The following is a 15589-nucleotide window of genomic DNA, read 5'->3' on the forward strand; positions in this document are numbered from 1 at the left end:
GTCCGCAAGGCGTCAGAACAAACCCTCGATGCGGCCGGCGGCGTCGAGCCCGATCGATTCCGCCGCCGGCCGCCGCGGCAGGCCGGGCATGGTCATGATCTCGCCGCACACCGCGACGACGAATCCGGCCCCCGCCGATAGCCGCACTTCGCGCACCGGCAGCACATGGCCGACCGGTGCGCCGAGCCGCTTCGGGTCGGCGCTGAAGCTGTACTGCGTCTTCGCCACGCAAACCGGAACATGGCCGAATCCCTGGGCTTCGAAGCGCGCCAGCCGGGCCGCGACGGGCTCCGGGATCTGCACTTCGGCAGCGCGATAGATCTCCCGTGCGATGGTCCGCAACTTCTCCGCGAGTGGCAGCGCCGCGTCATACAGCGGCGCGAAGCTGGCACTGCCCGCAGCAAGCCGGCGCTGCACCGCGCAAGCGAGATCGGTAGCGCCGGCGCCGCCATCGGCCCAATGCGTGCAGAGCACCGCCTCGGTGCCGAGCGCCGCCATCGCTTCCTGCACCGCTGCGATCTCTTCACCCGCGTCGGTTGTAAAAGCGTTCAGCGCAACCACCACCGGCAGGCCGAACTTGCCCATGTTCTCAACGTGGCGTGCAAGGTTCACCACGCCACGCCGCAGCGCCGCTACATCTTCGCGCCCGAGATCGGATTTCGCGACACCACCATGCATCTTCAACGCGCGGATCGTCGCGACGATGACGCAAGCATCGGGCGCCAGCCCGGCGCTGGTACATTTGATGTCGAGGAATTTCTCCGCTCCGAGGTCGGCGCCGAAGCCCGCTTCCGTCACCACGACATCGGCCAGCGTCAGACCGAGTGTCGTTGCCACCACGCTGTTGCAGCCATGCGCGATGTTGGCGAAGGGCCCGCCGTGCACCAGCGCCGGCGAGCCTTCCAGCGTCTGCACGAGATTCGGCGCCAGCGCGTCGCGCAACAGCGCCGCCATCGCGCCATCCGCCTTGATGTCGCGGGCGGTCACGCTGCGGCCATCGCGGGTCTGGCCGACAATCATGCGGCCGAGTCGCGCCTGAAGATCGGCAAGGTCGGTCGCCAGGCAGAACACCGCCATCACCTCCGACGCCACGGTGATGTCGAAGCCATCCTCCCGCGGGATGCCCTGGCTGGCCCCGCCAAGGCCCAACACGAGGTCACGCAGGTTGCGGTCGTTCATGTCGAGCGCGCGCCGCCAGCTGATGCGACGGGGGTCGAGGCCGAGTTCATTGCCCCAGTACATGTGGTTGTCGACCATCGCCGAGAGCAGGTTGTTGGCGCTGGTGATGGCGTGGAAATCGCCGGTGAAGTGGAGGTTGATGTCCTCCATCGGCCCGACCTGGGCCCGGCCGCCGCCGGTCGCCCCGCCCTTCACCCCGAAGCAGGGGCCGAGCGAGGGCTCGCGCAGGCAGATCATCGTCCGCGTCCCCAGCGCGTTCAGCGCATCGCCGAGACCGATGGTGGTGGTGGTCTTGCCCTCGCCAGCCGGGGTTGGGTTGATGCCGGTGACCAGCACCAGCTTGCCGCGCTTCGCTCCGGCCTGACCGGCGACGAAACCAGAATCGATCTTCGCTTTGTAGCGGCCGTAGGGCTGCAGCGCGGACTCGGGAATGCCGGCGCGGGCGGCGATGTCGCCGATCGGCAGCAGGGTCGCGGCGCGGGCGATCTCGAGGTCGGTGGCCATGGGTTATTCTGCCTCCCGGGGCGGTTGCATGGCGCTTATCGTCCTGGCCGATGCCAGGCAAGGCGGAGATGCAACCATCCGGCGCCGGGGGACTTCACCAGGCCATGGCCAGCCCTTGCATCGACGTCTGTTGCTATGACGAGGCCACCGGCTGGTGCCTCGGCTGCGGCATGACCCGCAAGGACAAGAAGCACTGGAAGAAGGAGAAGGACCGGCGCCCGGCCATCCGCGATGCGTTATCCGGCCGGCTGCTGACCCTGGCCGCCTCCGGCAAGCCGATCGGACCGGCGGCGAAGCACAAGAAGAAGGCCTGACGTCCATGGGCCGGATTCGCGCCACCGGCCCTGAGCCGATCATCCTCACGTTCCGTGGAGCCGAGGAGAGAACTCGGCACGGCGCCGTTCTGTGCGACATGTCACCAGCCAACCGCCTCAATCACCTGATCCGTCAAACCCGCGCGCAGCCGGTCTGGCTGCGCTACGCGACGACCCTGGGGATCGTGCTGGCCACGCTGCTGGTGCGGATGATTTCCGACCGGGCGCTGGGGGAAAGCTATCCCTTCATGCTGTTCTTCGTGCCGGTCCTGCTGTCCGCCTGCCTGTTCGATCATGGCTCGGGGCTGCTCGCGACCGCTGCCTCGGCGGTGCTCGTCACCTGGTCCAATCTGTCGCCGGCCGGCACGCTGAGCCTCGACCATGCGACGGACACCCCCATGCTGGTCATGTTCATGGCGATCGGCGCGGCGATGTCCGGCATGGTGGAGACGATGCATCGGGCCGTGGCCCGGGCACAGCGGGCCCATGCCGAGCTGGTCGAGTCCAACCGCCGGCGGGATATGCTGCTGCATGAATTCCGCCATCGCACCCGCAACGACCTGCAATCGCTGTCGGCCCTGCTGCTGCTGCGGGCGCGGGCGGCGACGTCGGAGGCGGCCGGCGAAGGGCTGCGCGAGGCAGCCGGGCATGCACGGGCGCTGGCGCGGGTCCATGGCTGGCTCGCCCGCGGCGCCCCGGCCGATCGCGACGATCCGGCACGGGTAGACACCCGCGAGTTCATTGAAGGCCTCTGCCGCGATCTGGAGGTCACCCAGACCGGTGGGCTGCGGCCGATCGGGCTGCGTGCCAGCGCCGAATCCTACTCGCTCGACACCGAGCGCGCGGTGCATCTCGGTCTGGTGCTGAATGAGCTGGTTACCAACGCGCTGAAATACGGCTTTCCGGACGAGCGGCACGGCGTGATCTCGGTGCGCTTCACCCGCTCGGCCGAGGAGTTCGTCCTGATCGTAAGCGACGATGGCATCGGTCAGGCCGGCGCCGATGACGAGGCCGCAGGGTCCATCCGCACCAGCGGCACCGGGCTCGGCACCCGGCTGATGCATGGGCTCGCGGCGCAGCTGCGCGGCCGCTTCAGCCGCGCGGCGGGCGAGGCCGGCGTCGGCACCATCGCCCAGTTGCGCTTTCCCGTCGTGGAGCCGCGCCGGTTGCAGCTCGACGCGCCTCGGCTCAGCCCGCCTGCCGCTGCCTGACCCCGAGGGCATCCAGCGCCTTGCCGATCGCCGCGACGGCGCCGCGCATATCCTCGGGCGTGATGGCGCCGACGCAGCCGATGCGCATGGTCGGCACCTTGGTGTTGTAGAAATTGCTGATCAGCACGCCGCGCGCCTTCAGCGCATCGACGAAGCGCTGCAACTCGAAATTCGGGTCGGCAGGCTGGTGGACGGTGACGATCACCGGCCCCTGGTGCCGCCACTCCAGATAGGGTGTCAGGCCGAGCGCCTGGACGCCCTGGTACAGCACCCGCATGTTCTCGGCGTAGCGGGCGAGGCGCGCGGGCTGGCCACCCTCCGCGGCATGCAGGTCGAGCGCGACACGGAAGGCCGCCAGCGCCTGCACCGGCGGGGTGAAGCGGAAGCTGCCCCAGCCGGCCCGCAGCGCATGCTGGTAGACATCGGCCAGGTCGAAGGACCAGGACCCCGCCTGCCCCGCGGCGGCGGTCAGGCTGTCGATCCGCGCCACGGCGAAGCCGATGCCGGGCAGCCCCTCCAGGCATTTGCCGGAGGTGAACAGCAGCGCGTCCAGCTCCGGCTGCGCCGCCAGGGAGATCGGCAGGGCGCCGAAGGCGGAGACGCTGTCGAGGATCAGCCGCCGCCCCGCCGCCCGCACTGCCGCGCCAACCGCTGCGGGGTCGTTGACGATGCCGCTGCCCGTCTCGTTCTGCACCATGACCACATGGGAGATGGCGGGGTCGGCGGCGAGCGCCGCGGCCACTTCCTCCGGCGCCACCGCCCTGGTGTCCGGACCGTGCAGCGAGACCACCTGCCGCCTGGCCTCGGTCGCCAGCCGCACCGCGCGCTCGGCATAGGCGCCGTTGCGCGGGATCAGCAGCTTGCCGCCGGCGGGGATGAAGCTGCGGATGGCGGCTTCCATCAGGAAATGGCCGCACCCTTGCAGCGGCAGGGTGGCATGCTCGCCCTCCCGCCCGCCGGCGAGGTCAAGGACCTGGGTGCGAATCTCGGCGTAGACGGCGCGGAAGTCGTTGTCCCAGGGGGCGATGTCCTGCGCCATGGCGGCGCGGGTCTCGGGCCTCGTCTGCACCGGGCCCGGAATCAGCAACAGCATGTAATCGGCACCTTTACGCTGAAGCGGGGCATAGCCCATCCGGCCCGGCCAGGAGAAGGCCGGCGATCTCGCGCCGCAGCTTTTCCCGGACCGCCTGGGCGAAGGCGGCGTAGTCCGGGCAGGCCATGGCAAAGCTGCCGGGGCCGCCGATCACCTCCGTCGCGTAATGCTCGAGCAGGTCAGGCTCCTCGTTCAGCACCGCCAGGCCATTCAGGGTGATGCCGGCGGCGACGCCGATGTCGCGCACCGGGCCGGGCGGCCTTCCCTGGTTGTGGCGGCCATCGCCCGAGACATCCAGCACATGCCGCGTCGCCTCGGCGGGGCAGCGGGCGAGCAGGGCGAAACCGGCCGCCATCCCTTCCCCCAGCGCCGTGGCGCCCGGCAGAGGCAGCCGTGGCGCGCTCTCGACGGCATCGGCCAGGGCCGAGGCGGCCTCGGCGCCTCCCACCCGCAGCCAGGGCACCGCGACGTCCGGCTGTCCCGCTCCCACCCCCATCGAGGGCCAGGCGCCCGACCAGAACAGCACGGCGACAGCGATGCCGCCGCGCGGCCCGGCGGTGCAGAGGGCGGCGATGCCGGGGTCGCGGAAGGCCGCGGCATAGCCACCGATCATCAGCCCGAATTCATCGAAGTCGACGCTGGCGGACACGTCGACGGCAAGGCAGAGCGCAAGGTCCACCGGTTCCATGGACCAGACATAGAGCATGTCAATCCTGGCCGCACACCGCCAGGCTGTGGTTCATGCTTCGGAAGCTCCTGATCCGGGCAGCAACTCCCTGTCGCGCCAGCGCGGCCGGCGCCCGGGCGCTGCGGCGGATGCAGGATTGCGGCTGCCGCCATGTGCCGGTGACGGAGGGCGAGCGGCTGCCCGGCAACATGTCGCAGGACAATAGCGGTGCGGCAGAGCAGAACCGGCAGGAGGCAGAAGGCATACCATAGGCGTGGGGCTGTGATCGACGGCTGCCGCCGAGGGCGTTATGACCGGCCCGCAAGCGTGAGCGGCGTTGGGCAGTTTCCGTATTGCGATTGATTCGCAATCTCGATATCTCGGATACATTGTGTTCGGGATAAACACGCAATGTCACATCGCCTTCCGCCTCGCCTTCAGCCGACGCTTGGTCTTGCCGGCCTTTCCCTGCTCGGCGCCTTGCCAGCCGCCGCCCAGACCCCGCCCGCGGCCATACCATTGCCCGAAATCGGCATCGCCGCCGATGCACCCTCGACCTACCGCCGCGATGCCCAGCCGGCGCCGCGCCTGCCCACCGCCATCGCCGACACGCCGCAGACCATCAACGTCGTCCCGCGGGAGTTGATCGACGAGCGCGCCGGCACCACGCTGCGGGAGGCGCTGCGCAATGTCACCGGCATCAGCCTGGTTGGCGGCGAAGGCGGCGCCTCCGGCGACAACCTCACCCTGCGCGGCTTCAGCGCGCGCGGCGACTTCTTCATCGAAGGGCTGCGCGACAGCGGGCAGTATACCCGCGACCCCTTCTATCTCGACAGCATCGAGGTGCTGAAGGGCCCCTCCTCCATCCAGTTCGGCCGCGGCTCCACCGGCGGCGTCATCAACCAGACGCTGCGGCTGCCGCAGGCGCGGAATTTCGGCGAGCTGAGCCTGCAGGCCTTCTCCCCGGGCGGCGTCCGCGCCACCAGCGACGTCAACCTGCATGCCGGCAACGTCGCGGTGCGGCTGAACACCATGGCGATGACCCAGCAGATCGCCGGCCGCGACCATGTCGAGAACAAGCGCTATGGCGTCGCTCCCTCGATCACCTGGGGCCTCGGCACCAATACCCAGCTGACCGTGCACTACCTGCACCAGTATGAGGAGAATATCCCCGACTATGGCGTGCCCTGGCTGTTCGGCCGGCCTGCTCCGGTGAATCGGAGCAATTTCTACGGCACCAGCGGCGTCGACCATGAACGGCTGACCACCGATGTGCTGACCGCGCGGGTCTTGCACCGGTTCAGCGACGCGATCACCCTGCGCAACACCTTCCGCTTCGCCAATTACGACCGTGACCTGGATGCGACCGCGCCGCGCATCGCGGGCACGGTCACCCCGTCAACGCCGCTCTCGTCCATCCTGGTGAACCGGCAGGCGCAGTTCCGCGACGCCACCGACACCAGCTACACCAACCTCTCGGAAGCGGTGCTGAACTTCCGCACCGGCATCCTGGAACACTCGGCCATCATCGGCGTCGAGCTCAGCCGCGACCTGAACAGGACCACCCGCTACGCCGCGACGCGGCCGTCCACCAGCCTGCTGTTCCCGAACTTCTATGCCATCGAAAACGGGCTGCGCACCGTCTCCTCGCGCATCGACGTCACCTCCGACAGCGCCGCGGTGTTCGCGGTCGACCAGATCAAGCTGGGCGAGATGTTCGAGATCCTGGTTGGTGGCCGGTTCGACCATTTCTCCACCGACTACCGCGACCGGCTGGCGAATACCCGGCTGAAGGGGAACGACAACGTCGGCAGCTACCGCGCCGCGCTGGTGTTCAAGCCATTCCCCGGGGTGCGCACCTATTTCTCCACCGGCACCTCCTTCAACCCCTCCGGCGAGTTCCTCACCCTCTCGGCGACCATCGCCGACCTCGCGCCGGAGCGCAACCAAAGCTACGAGCTCGGCGCCTCCTGGGAGGTGACCGGCCAGCTCGAGCTGCGCGGCGCGCTGTTCCGCCTGGAGAAGGAGAACGCTCGCACCACCGATCCGGCAACCGGCATCACCTCCCTTGCCGGCAACCAGAGGGTGGACGGGTTCGAGGTCTCGGCGCTCGGTCGGATCACCCGGAACTGGAACCTGCTGGCCGGCTACACCTTCCTCGACGGCGAGATCGTCGAGTCGAACACCCCGGCCGAGGTCGGCCGCCGCATCCCCAACACCCCGCGCCACACCGCCACGGTCTGGACCACCTACGACCTGCCCTACGACCTGCAGCTCGGCGGCGGCGCCTTCTACGTGGACAGCCGCTTTTCCAACACCGCCAACACCAACCGGGCGCCCGGCTACACCCGTTGGGACGCCGCCATCGCCTGGCAGCCGCGGGAGGGCGCCTTCCGTGGCCTCCGGCTGCAGGCGAATGCACTGAACCTCACCGACCGGCGTTACTATGACCAGGTCACCGGTGGCCAGGTGGTGCCGGGCGCCGGACGGACTTTCCTGTTCACCGTGGGGGCACGCTTCTAGCCATGCTGGTGCAGATCGAAGGGGTGTTGACCGCGGAGCAGGTGGCGCAGGCGCGCCTCCTGCTGGAGCAGGCACCCTGGGTCGATGGACGGGTCACCGCCGGCCACCAATCGGCGCAGGTGAAGGATAACCTCCAGGTCCCGGAAGGCTGCCCGGAGCATCGCACGCTGGGCGACATGGTCCTCGGCGCGCTGGAGCGGAATCCGCTGTTCATCTCGGCGGTGCTGCCGCTGCGGGTCTTCCCGCCGCTGTTCAACCGCTACGATCCAGGGATGACATTCGGCGCGCATGTCGACAACGCCATCCGCCAGATCACCGGCACGCCCCATCGCATCCGCACCGATGTCTCCTGCACCCTCTTCCTCAGCGATCCGGCGAGCTACGACGGTGGCGAGTTGATCGTCGAGGACGCCTACGGCGAGCAGCGGGTGAAGCTGCCGGCCGGCGATGCCGTGGTCTACCCCGCGACCAGCCTGCACCGCGTCGCGCCGGTGACGCGCGGCGCCCGCCTCGCCAGCTTCTTCTGGGTGCAGAGCATGGTGCGCGACGACGGCCAGCGGGCGCTGCTATTCGACCTGGACATGGCGATCAACCGGCTGCGCGGGGATATCCCGGAAACCCATCCCTCGCCGGTGCAGCTCACCAGCGTGTACCACAACCTGCTGCGGCGCTGGGCCGACGCGTGAGGCCTTCCGGCCGGCGGTCAGGCCGGCTGGCCACGCGGCGGCCATGCCCCCCGGCGCGCGCCATCACACGGATATGCGAACCACCCGACCGGTGACGGGCGTAAGCTGAGTGGGAGTCGGTGCCCCTGGCAGGGCGCCGCCCATCATCATGCCAGGAGCCAGCCCATGGCGACGGCCCACACCGCCCACCCCTACCTCGACATCTTCACCGCCAGCCTCGTGCCCTACATGCGGCGCGGACCCGGCCACGAGCAGGATCCGCCGCCGCCGCACCTGCTGCCGCTGCCCGCCAGCATGCCGGAGGCGCAGCGGCTGCTCCATCTGCTGCTGGGTGCCGACCGCGATGTCCGCGAGGACCATCCCCATGCGGCGGCGATCAACCTCGCTCTGGCCGAGACCCGGCTCCGCCTTGCGATAACGCATGACGGCGCAACGCCGGCGCTGGAGGCGGCGCTCGCCGCCATCAGCCTGGCGCGGGAGGAGGTGGCGGGGGGCAACACCCGCCGCGCCTGCGCCGCGCTGGCGAGCGCGGTGCATGCCCTGCAGCGCCCGATGGACGGCGTCAGAAGTAGCCGAGCGCCATGATGCCGTCGGGACCGAGGTCCTCGCCCGCCAGCTTGCGGCCGATCAGGTCGCGCAGCGTCTCCGAGGCGCCGCCGCCGAGCGAGCCGTAGCGGGCGCCGCGGTAGAGGCGCGAGACCGGGTATTCATCGGTGAAGCCGAAGCCGCCGTGCAGCTGCACCGCCTCATTCGTCACCCGGATCGCCATTTCATTGCAGAAGACCTTGGCGGTCGCCGCCAGGAAGGGGTCCGGGAAGGGGCTGGCGGTCCAGCAGGCGCGGTAGAGCAGGCCGCGCGCCGCCTCGATGTCCTTGTACATGTCGGCCAGCTTCCAGCGCACGCCCTGGAAATCGGCGATCGGCTTGCCGAAGATCGGCCGGTCGCGGACGTAGCGCACCGCCTCGTCGAAGGCGCCCTCCGCGAGGCCAAGGCTGATCGAGGGGTTGAGGCAGCGCTGGGTGTTGAAGGCCGAGAGCAGCTTGCGGAAGCCATCCTCGCGGATGACGAGATTCTCGAGCGGCACCTCGAGATCGTTGAACTGCACCTCGTGCAGGTTCTCCCCGCCCATGGTGTGGTAGGTGCCGGTGACGGCGAGGCCCGGCGTGCCGCGCTCGATCAGCACGCAGCCGATGCCCTCGCGACCCGGCTTCCCGTCGATACGGGTGAAGACGACGAACATGCCAGCTTCCTCGGCGCGGCTGATCAGCGTCTTGGTGCCGTTCACCACGACGCGGTCGCCCTTGATCACCGCATTGGTGCGGTAATTCGCCACATCGGTGCCGGCATGCGGCTCGGTCATGCAGATCGACAGGATGCAGTCGCCGCTGACCACCTGCGGCAGGATACGGCTGCGGATGCTCTCCGGCGCATATTTGGCGATAACCCGGGTCTGCACTCCGGCCTCGCCCAGCACCGCCATCGCCGTCGGGTAGCAGACCTTGGCGATCTCCTCGAGGATCAGCGCGGTCTCGAAGACCGGCAGGCCAAGGCCGCCGTATTCCTCGGGCACCGTCATGCCGAGCACCCCGAGGCCGGCGAGTTCCTTGATGTTCACCCAGGGGAAGGTGCCATCCATCCAGCGCAGGGCGCGCTGGCGGAAGTTGGATTGTGCCAGGTCGCGCACGCTGGCGACCATCGCGCGCTGCGGGTCGGTGAGACGGAAATCCATGATCGTGTCCTTGGTCCTGTAGTCACCCCGCCGCAGGGGTCGCTGCTTCGACTCGCGCCGAAGTCCGGGGAAGCGCCCGCCTCCCCGGTGGGGGTTCGGGGGTGAAACCCCCGATCAAACTCATCGCTCTTTGCCGCTCAGCCCCGGAACTGCGCCCCCGCATCCACCTCGATGGTCGTGCCCGAGAGATACCCGCCACGCGGGCTGGCGCAGAACACCGCCAGATCGGCGATCTCCTCCGGCTTCCCCGCCCGGCCGAGCGGCAGCCCGGCCAGCATCTCCTGCCAGCGGCTCTCGTCGCCGAATTTGGTCTTCGCGCGCGACTTGGAGAGGGTGATGATCCGGTCGGTCATGGTCGCCCCCGGGGCGATGCCGACGACGCGGACATTATGGTCCGGCGCCTTGCCGCCGAGCGCCGCGGTGAAGGCGATCAGCGAGGCATTGCCGGCGGCGCCGCAGATGTAGTCGGCGCGCGGGCCGCGGCCGGCCATGCCGATGATGTTGACGATGACGCCATCCTTCCTCGCCTCGAACTTCGGCAGGTAGAGCTGGCAGAGATGGATATAGCCGAACACCTTCAGCGCCCAGGCCTCCTGCCAGCGGGCCAGCGAGATGTCGTGGATGGTGCCGCCCGGAATCGCGCCGGCGTTGTTCACCAGTATGTCGATATCCGGGAAGGCCGCCTGCATCGCCTGGCGCGCCCCGGCATCGGCGAGGTCGGCGGCGTGGATCGCCACATTCACATTGTGCCGGGCGCGGATGCCGGCGGCTGCCTGCTCCAGCGCCGTGGCATCGCGGGAGGCCAGGATGACGTCGCAGCCGGCCTCGGCGAAGGCGTGGGCGCAGGCCTGGCCGATGCCTTTCGAGCCGCCGGTGACCAGCACGCGCTTCCCGGCGATGTTCATGTCCATGGATCGTTCCTCCCGCTGCCGCGCCCGGCCGCATCCCGGTCCGCGTGCGACCCCCGGGAGGCTACAGCCGCGGCGCGACGCCGGATACCCCGCTCGCCTGCTCCAGCGTCGCCAGCGCCAGCAGATAGGCGTGGCGCGCCTGGTTGGCCTGGATGCGCGTGGCGTTCAGGGTGCGCAGCGCGTCCAGCACCTCCAGCAGGCTGCGGCCGCCGGCGACATAGGCCTGCTCGGCGCTGCGATAGGCGTCCTCCGCCCGGCCCAGGGCACCGCTGGTGTAGAGGTTGAGCAGCGCCCGCGCCTGTTCGTACCCTGCCCAGGCGGCGGCGAATTCGGTCCGGGCCTGCAGCAGCGTGGCACGCGCCAGCGCCTCCGCCTGGCCGGCCTGCGCGGTGGCGACGCCGAGATTTCCCTCGACGATCCGCCGCGTGAAGATCGGCACCGAGAGCGACAGGCCGAAGCTGTTCACCGCATCCAGCTGGTCGCGCGAGTTCGGCAGATCCTGCGACAGCCGGGACCGTCCCCAGCTGCCGTTCACCGTCACGTCGCGCGACCGTTCGGCTTCGGCAAGCTGGCGATTGGCGTCGGCCGCGCTGGCCTGGCGCTGTGCCGCCACCACATCGGCGCGGCTGGCGACGCCCTCGGCCAGCGCCTCCCGGCCGATGCCGAGTACCGGCATCTGGTCGAGGCGCCCGCGCAGGTCGAAGGCGACCGGGGAGAGGATGGTCTGCACCGTGGTCGGCACCGCGGCAGAGCCCTGCCGCGGCGCGGCGGTGCCGCGAAGGCCGGGCGCCACCAGGCCGGGGCCGCCGATCTGCCCCGCCCCTGGGGCAAAGGCCGCGGGGTCGGCCGCCAGCAGCGCGGCGACGGTGGCGATGCCGGCGGCATAGGCCTGGGCATTGCCGGTGACATCGCTCTCGAATTGCAAGCGGCTGGCCTGGAAGCGCAGCAGGTCGCCTTCCGGGATGGCCCCGTCGCGCAGCTGGCGGCGCAGCAGCGCCTCGGTACGGTCGAGGCTGGCGCGGTTGGCCAGCGCCACCTCCAGATTGGCCCGGGCCAGAAGCGCGCCGAGGAAGGCCTGGCGCAGTTGGAAGAGCTGGGTGCGCAGCGCATCCAGCACCTGCGCCTCGGCCTGGCCGATCTGCTGATCGGCGACGCGGGTGCGCAGTTCCCGCTTGCCGCCGCGCTCGACGAGGACGGAAAGGCCGACATTGATGTTGCTCGACGGGCTGAGCAGGCGCGCGCCCTGGAGGGCGCCGCGCGCGGTCTCGTTGAACTGGCCGAAGCTGCTGCCGACCGAGACCTGCGGCGGCGGCAGGGCGGAGGCAACCAGCCGCTGCGCCCGCGTCGCATCCAGACCGCGCCGTGCCGCAATCAGCCCCAGGTTGCGTTCGACCAGCAGCGCCTCGGCCTCGGCCAGGGTCAGCGGCTGGGCGCCGCGGCCGGTCGGCAGGGCGGCGGTGCCGATGGGCGCGGCAACCGGCGCCTGAGCCTGCGCCAGGGCCGCCGGCGCCAGCAGCGCCAGCCCGAGCAGCGCGATCCAGCCCCTCATGCCCGCACCGCCACCGCGGCATCGGCCTCGGCCCGGCGGACATGCCGGGGCTTGCCGAAGAGGTCGATCGCCGCCGGGAAGACCACCAGGATGAACAGCGGCACCAAGCCGATGCCGCCCACCACCACCAGTGCCAGCGGCTTCTGCACGTCGGCGCCGATGCCGCTTGCCAGCGCCATCGGCAGCAGGCCGAAGAAGCTGGCGAAGCAGGTCATGAACACCGGCCGCATGCGGTCGGTGCCGGCCTGGTCCAGCGCCATGCGCCAGGGCATCCCCTCCAGCCGAAGGTGATTGAAGTGGGACAGCATGATGATGCCTTCCATCACGGTGATGCCGAACAGGGCGAGGAAGCCGATCGCCGCCGGCACGCTGAAATTCAGCCCCGCCACCGCCAGCGCGGCGACGCCGCCGGTGATCGACATCGGCACGATGCCGAACACCAGCAGCGTCTCCCGCAGCGTGTTGAACTGGACATAGAGCAGCACGAGGATCAGCGCGAGCGCCGCGGGCACCACCACCACAAGCCGGCCGATCGCCTCCTGCAGGTTGCGGAACTCACCCACCCAGTCGAGCCGGTAGCCGGGCGGCATCTCCACCCGCTGCGCCACCAGCGCCTGCGCCTCCGCCACCGTGCTGGCCGGGTCGCGGCCGCGCACGCTGAAGCGGATCGGCACATAGCGGCTGGCATCCTCGCGGTAGATGTAGGAGACGCCGGAGACCAGCTGGATGTCGGCCACATCGGCCAGGGTGGCGCCGCTGCCGCCGCCGACCGGAATGCGCTGGATGGCGTCCAGGCTGTCGCGGAAGGGCGCGTCGAGCCGCACCATCACGGGGAAGTTGCGGTCGCCGCCCGGCTCATACAGCCGCCCGGCCTCCCGCCCGCCGATCGCCGCCTGGACCACCTGGTTGACGTCGTCGACGGCCAGGCCGTAGCGCGCCGCCCGCGCCCGGTCGATCTTCACGGCGACGGTCGGCTGGCCAAGGGAGCGGAACACCGCAAGGTCGGCCACGCCTTGGACCTCGGTCATGACCTGGCGGATCTCCTCCGCCTTGCGGGCGATGATGTCGAGTTCCGGCCCGTAGACCTTGATGGCGTTGGCACCCTTCACCCCGGAGGCGGCCTCCTGCACATTGTCCGAGATCGCCTGGGAATAGCTGAACTCGATGCCGACAAACTCACGCGTCAGCCGCGCCTGCATGGCATGCACCAGCCCGTCGCGGTGCGGCGCCGTGGTCCACTGGTCCGGCGGCTTCAGCGGCAGGAAGAACTCCGCATTGAAGAAGCCGGCACTGTCGGTGCCGTCATCCGGCCTGCCCTGCTGCGAGGTGGCGGTGATCACCTCGGGGAACTCCAGCAGCACGGCGCGGATGCGGTTCACCGTGCCATTGCCCTCCTCCAGGCTGATGGTGCCCGGCATGGTGGCGCGGACCCAGAGGTTGCCCTCCTCCAGCGTCGGCAGGAACTCGGCGCCGAGCAGCGACATCAGGAAGATGGAGCCGGCTAACAGCGCCGCCGCCAGCAGCAGGCAGAGCCGCCGCGCCCGCATCGCCGCATCGTAGAGCCGCCTGTGGCCCCAGCGCAGCGCGCGAACCACGGGCGTGTCCCGTTCCCGGCTGTCTTCCTTCAGCAGGGCCGCGGCCAGGGCCGGGGTGATGGTGAAGGTCGCCAGCAGCGCGCCGATGATGGCGTAGGCGTAGGTCTTCGACATCGGGCCGAAGATCCGGCCCTCGATCCCGCCCAGGGTGAACAGCGGGATGAAGGCGGCGATGATGATCAGCGCCGAGAAGAAGATCGCCTTGTCCACCTCCCCCGCCGCGCGCAGCACGGTCAGCGACAGGCCTGACAGCTCCTTGGAGCCGGCCGGCGCGATGTAGCGGTGGGCATGGCTTCGGGCCAAGCCGAGGTGGCGGTAGATGTTCTCCACCATGATGACGGTGGCATCGACCAGCAAGCCGAAGTCGAGCGCACCGAGCGAGAGCAGGTTGGCGCTCTCGCCCCGGCTCATCATCAGCAGGATGGCGAAGAGGAAAGCGAAGGGGATGGTCGCCGCCACCACCAGCGCCCCGCGGAAATCGCCGAGGAACAACCATTGGATGATGAGGATGAGTGCCACGCCCTCGATGATGTTGTGCACCACCGTCCGCGTGGTGATCTTCACCAGATCCTCGCGGTCGTAGAGCGGCACGATCTTCACCCCGGGCGGCAGCACGCCGCCGGCGTTGATCCGCGCCACCTCGGCCTGCACCCCACGGATGGTCGGCAGGGTCTGCTCGCCGCGGCGCATTAGCACCGTCGCCAGCACCACATCGTCGTCGCCCTCATGCCCCGCGATCCCGAGCCGAGGCAGGTTGCCGATCTCGATGGTGGCGATGTCGGCCAGCAGCACCGGCATCCCGCCCGCAGCGGTGACGACGACGTTGCGCAGATCATCCAGGCCGCGGATCAGGCCGATGCCCTGCACCACCGCCACCTGCGGGCCGATGCGGATGGTGCCGGCGCCGACCGTGGCGTTGCCGGCGCGGACGGCGGCGATCACCTGCGGCAGCGACAACCCGTGCGCCGCCATGCGCCGCAGATCGACCACCACGTTGTAGCTCTTGCTGTGGCCGCCGAAGGAGGTGACGTCGACCACCCCCGGCACCCGCTTGAAGCGGCGGTCCAGCACCCAATCCTGCAGGGTCTTGAGGTCGGTCAGGGAATAGCCAGGCGGGCCGACCAGCCGGTAGCGCATGATCTCGCCGATCGGCGAGAGTGGGGAGATCTGCGGCTGCACGCCTGCCGGCAGCGCGTCGATCTGCGCCAGCCGGTTCAGCACCTGCTGCAGCGCCTGGTCGTAGGTGTAGTTGAAGTTGAACTGCACCCGCACGTCGGACAGCCCGAACAGGCTGGTGGAACGAACCGAGGTGAGGTTGGGCAGCCCGGCCATCGCCACCTCGACCGGGATGGTGACGTAGCGCTCGATCTCCTCGGCGCTCTGGCCCTGGTTCTGGGTGATGATGACGACCTGGGGCGGCACCGGGTCCGGATAGGCTTCGATGTTCAGCCGGGTGAAGGCGACCAGCCCGACCACGATGAAGACGAAGAACAACAGGATGACCAGCGGCCGGCGCTGCAGGGCGAAGGCGACGATCTGACGCATGCGATGCTTTCCGGCGATTCAGGACGCGGCGCGGGGCGCCGCCCGTAGCAGGGCGTGTGAAGGTGTCGGGCGAGCGGGGGCAG

Annotated in this window: 13 protein-coding genes; 6 read left to right on the forward strand and 7 right to left on the reverse strand. The window is 69.8% G+C overall.

Annotated features, from left to right (window positions below; genetic code table 11):
• Positions 1–12 precede the first annotated feature (12 nt).
• Positions 13–1683 carry a formate--tetrahydrofolate ligase gene (locus H7965_RS01170; protein WP_186768680.1) on the reverse strand — a complete coding sequence of 557 codons (1671 nt, stop codon included), beginning with the start codon at positions 1681–1683 and terminating at the stop codon, positions 13–15.
• 104 nt (positions 1684–1787) lie between these two features.
• On the opposite strand from H7965_RS01170, the gene H7965_RS01175 reads away from it, so the two are divergent.
• Entirely contained in the window at positions 1788–1997 is a 210-nt protein-coding gene (locus H7965_RS01175) for a DUF1289 domain-containing protein (RefSeq protein WP_222440414.1), read from the forward strand.
• A 98-nt stretch (positions 1998–2095) separates the two neighbouring features.
• Positions 2096–3208, forward strand: a complete 1113-nt coding sequence (locus H7965_RS01180) for a sensor histidine kinase (RefSeq protein ID WP_186768682.1) — start codon at positions 2096–2098, stop codon at positions 3206–3208.
• Here H7965_RS01180 and H7965_RS01185 read toward each other — a convergent pair.
• Together H7965_RS01185 and H7965_RS01190 are read right to left on the reverse strand one after the other, a co-directional pair.
• The gene (locus H7965_RS01185) at positions 3186–4301 is read right to left on the reverse strand and encodes a 2-aminoethylphosphonate--pyruvate transaminase (protein ID WP_186768683.1); all 1116 of its coding nucleotides are present in this window, start codon (positions 4299–4301) and stop codon (positions 3186–3188) included. The genes H7965_RS01180 and H7965_RS01185 overlap by 23 nt on opposite strands.
• A 13-nt stretch (positions 4302–4314) precedes the next feature.
• The gene (locus H7965_RS01190; RefSeq protein WP_229682429.1) at positions 4315–5007 is read right to left on the reverse strand and encodes a DUF1194 domain-containing protein; all 693 of its coding nucleotides are present in this window, start codon (positions 5005–5007) and stop codon (positions 4315–4317) included.
• Positions 5008–5042: 35 nt separating this feature from the next.
• Between H7965_RS01190 and H7965_RS01195 the strand changes: the two genes are divergently transcribed.
• The 4 genes from H7965_RS01195 (at position 5043) to H7965_RS01210 (ending at position 8762) form a co-directional block, all read left to right on the forward strand.
• Entirely contained in the window at positions 5043–5240 is a 198-nt protein-coding gene (locus tag H7965_RS01195; RefSeq protein ID WP_186768684.1) for a hypothetical protein, read from the forward strand.
• 139 nt (positions 5241–5379) lie between these two features.
• Positions 5380–7491 (forward strand): TonB-dependent receptor, encoded by a 2112-nt coding sequence (locus tag H7965_RS01200; protein ID WP_186768685.1) that lies wholly within the window; start codon positions 5380–5382, stop codon positions 7489–7491.
• Between the two features lie 2 nt (positions 7492–7493).
• Entirely contained in the window at positions 7494–8177 is a 684-nt protein-coding gene (locus tag H7965_RS01205) for a Fe2+-dependent dioxygenase (protein ID WP_186768686.1), read from the forward strand.
• Positions 8178–8342: 165 nt separating this feature from the next.
• A complete protein-coding gene (locus H7965_RS01210) occupies positions 8343–8762 on the forward strand; it encodes a hypothetical protein (RefSeq protein WP_186768687.1) in 420 nt (139 codons plus the stop codon).
• On the opposite strand, the gene H7965_RS01215 is transcribed toward H7965_RS01210, so the two are convergent.
• The 4 genes from H7965_RS01215 to H7965_RS01230 form a co-directional block, all read right to left on the reverse strand.
• Complete coding sequence (locus H7965_RS01215) at positions 8740–9906, reverse strand: acyl-CoA dehydrogenase family protein (RefSeq protein ID WP_186768688.1); 1167 nt, start codon at positions 9904–9906, stop codon at positions 8740–8742. The two genes, H7965_RS01210 and H7965_RS01215, sit on opposite strands and share 23 nt — an antisense overlap.
• Positions 9907–10043: 137 nt before the next feature.
• A complete protein-coding gene (locus H7965_RS01220) occupies positions 10044–10817 on the reverse strand; it encodes an SDR family oxidoreductase (protein WP_186768689.1) in 774 nt (257 codons plus the stop codon).
• A 61-nt stretch (positions 10818–10878) separates the two neighbouring features.
• Positions 10879–12366 carry a TolC family protein gene (locus tag H7965_RS01225; RefSeq protein ID WP_186768690.1) on the reverse strand — a complete coding sequence of 496 codons (1488 nt, stop codon included), beginning with the start codon at positions 12364–12366 and terminating at the stop codon, positions 10879–10881.
• Positions 12363–15506 (reverse strand): efflux RND transporter permease subunit, encoded by a 3144-nt coding sequence (locus H7965_RS01230; RefSeq protein WP_186768691.1) that lies wholly within the window; start codon positions 15504–15506, stop codon positions 12363–12365. The genes H7965_RS01225 and H7965_RS01230 overlap by 4 nt, the downstream gene beginning before the upstream one ends.
• Positions 15507–15589: the final 83 nt, after the last annotated feature.

Source organism: Siccirubricoccus deserti (assembly GCF_014283215.1).
Classification (GTDB): domain Bacteria; phylum Pseudomonadota; class Alphaproteobacteria; order Acetobacterales; family Acetobacteraceae; genus Siccirubricoccus; species Siccirubricoccus deserti.

Excerpts from the sequence above, each read along its gene's own strand:
- H7965_RS01185 (WP_186768683.1), bottom strand. The coding sequence starts at position 4,301 with ATGCTGTTGCTGATTCCGGGCCCGGTGCAGACGAGGCCCGAGACCCGC.
- H7965_RS01210 (WP_186768687.1), top strand. The coding sequence starts at position 8,343 with ATGGCGACGGCCCACACCGCCCACCCCTACCTCGACATCTTCACCGCC.
- H7965_RS01230 (WP_186768691.1), bottom strand. The coding sequence starts at position 15,506 with ATGCGTCAGATCGTCGCCTTCGCCCTGCAGCGCCGGCCGCTGGTCATC.
- H7965_RS01170 (WP_186768680.1), bottom strand. The coding sequence starts at position 1,683 with ATGGCCACCGACCTCGAGATCGCCCGCGCCGCGACCCTGCTGCCGATC.
- H7965_RS01215 (WP_186768688.1), bottom strand. The coding sequence starts at position 9,906 with ATGGATTTCCGTCTCACCGACCCGCAGCGCGCGATGGTCGCCAGCGTG.
- H7965_RS01205 (WP_186768686.1), top strand. The coding sequence starts at position 7,494 with ATGCTGGTGCAGATCGAAGGGGTGTTGACCGCGGAGCAGGTGGCGCAG.
- H7965_RS01175 (WP_222440414.1), top strand. The coding sequence starts at position 1,788 with ATGGCCAGCCCTTGCATCGACGTCTGTTGCTATGACGAGGCCACCGGC.
- H7965_RS01225 (WP_186768690.1), bottom strand. The coding sequence starts at position 12,366 with ATGAGGGGCTGGATCGCGCTGCTCGGGCTGGCGCTGCTGGCGCCGGCG.
- H7965_RS01195 (WP_186768684.1), top strand. The coding sequence starts at position 5,043 with ATGCTTCGGAAGCTCCTGATCCGGGCAGCAACTCCCTGTCGCGCCAGC.
- H7965_RS01200 (WP_186768685.1), top strand. The coding sequence starts at position 5,380 with ATGTCACATCGCCTTCCGCCTCGCCTTCAGCCGACGCTTGGTCTTGCC.
- H7965_RS01190 (WP_229682429.1), bottom strand. The coding sequence starts at position 5,007 with ATGCTCTATGTCTGGTCCATGGAACCGGTGGACCTTGCGCTCTGCCTT.
- H7965_RS01180 (WP_186768682.1), top strand. The coding sequence starts at position 2,096 with ATGTCACCAGCCAACCGCCTCAATCACCTGATCCGTCAAACCCGCGCG.
- H7965_RS01220 (WP_186768689.1), bottom strand. The coding sequence starts at position 10,817 with ATGGACATGAACATCGCCGGGAAGCGCGTGCTGGTCACCGGCGGCTCG.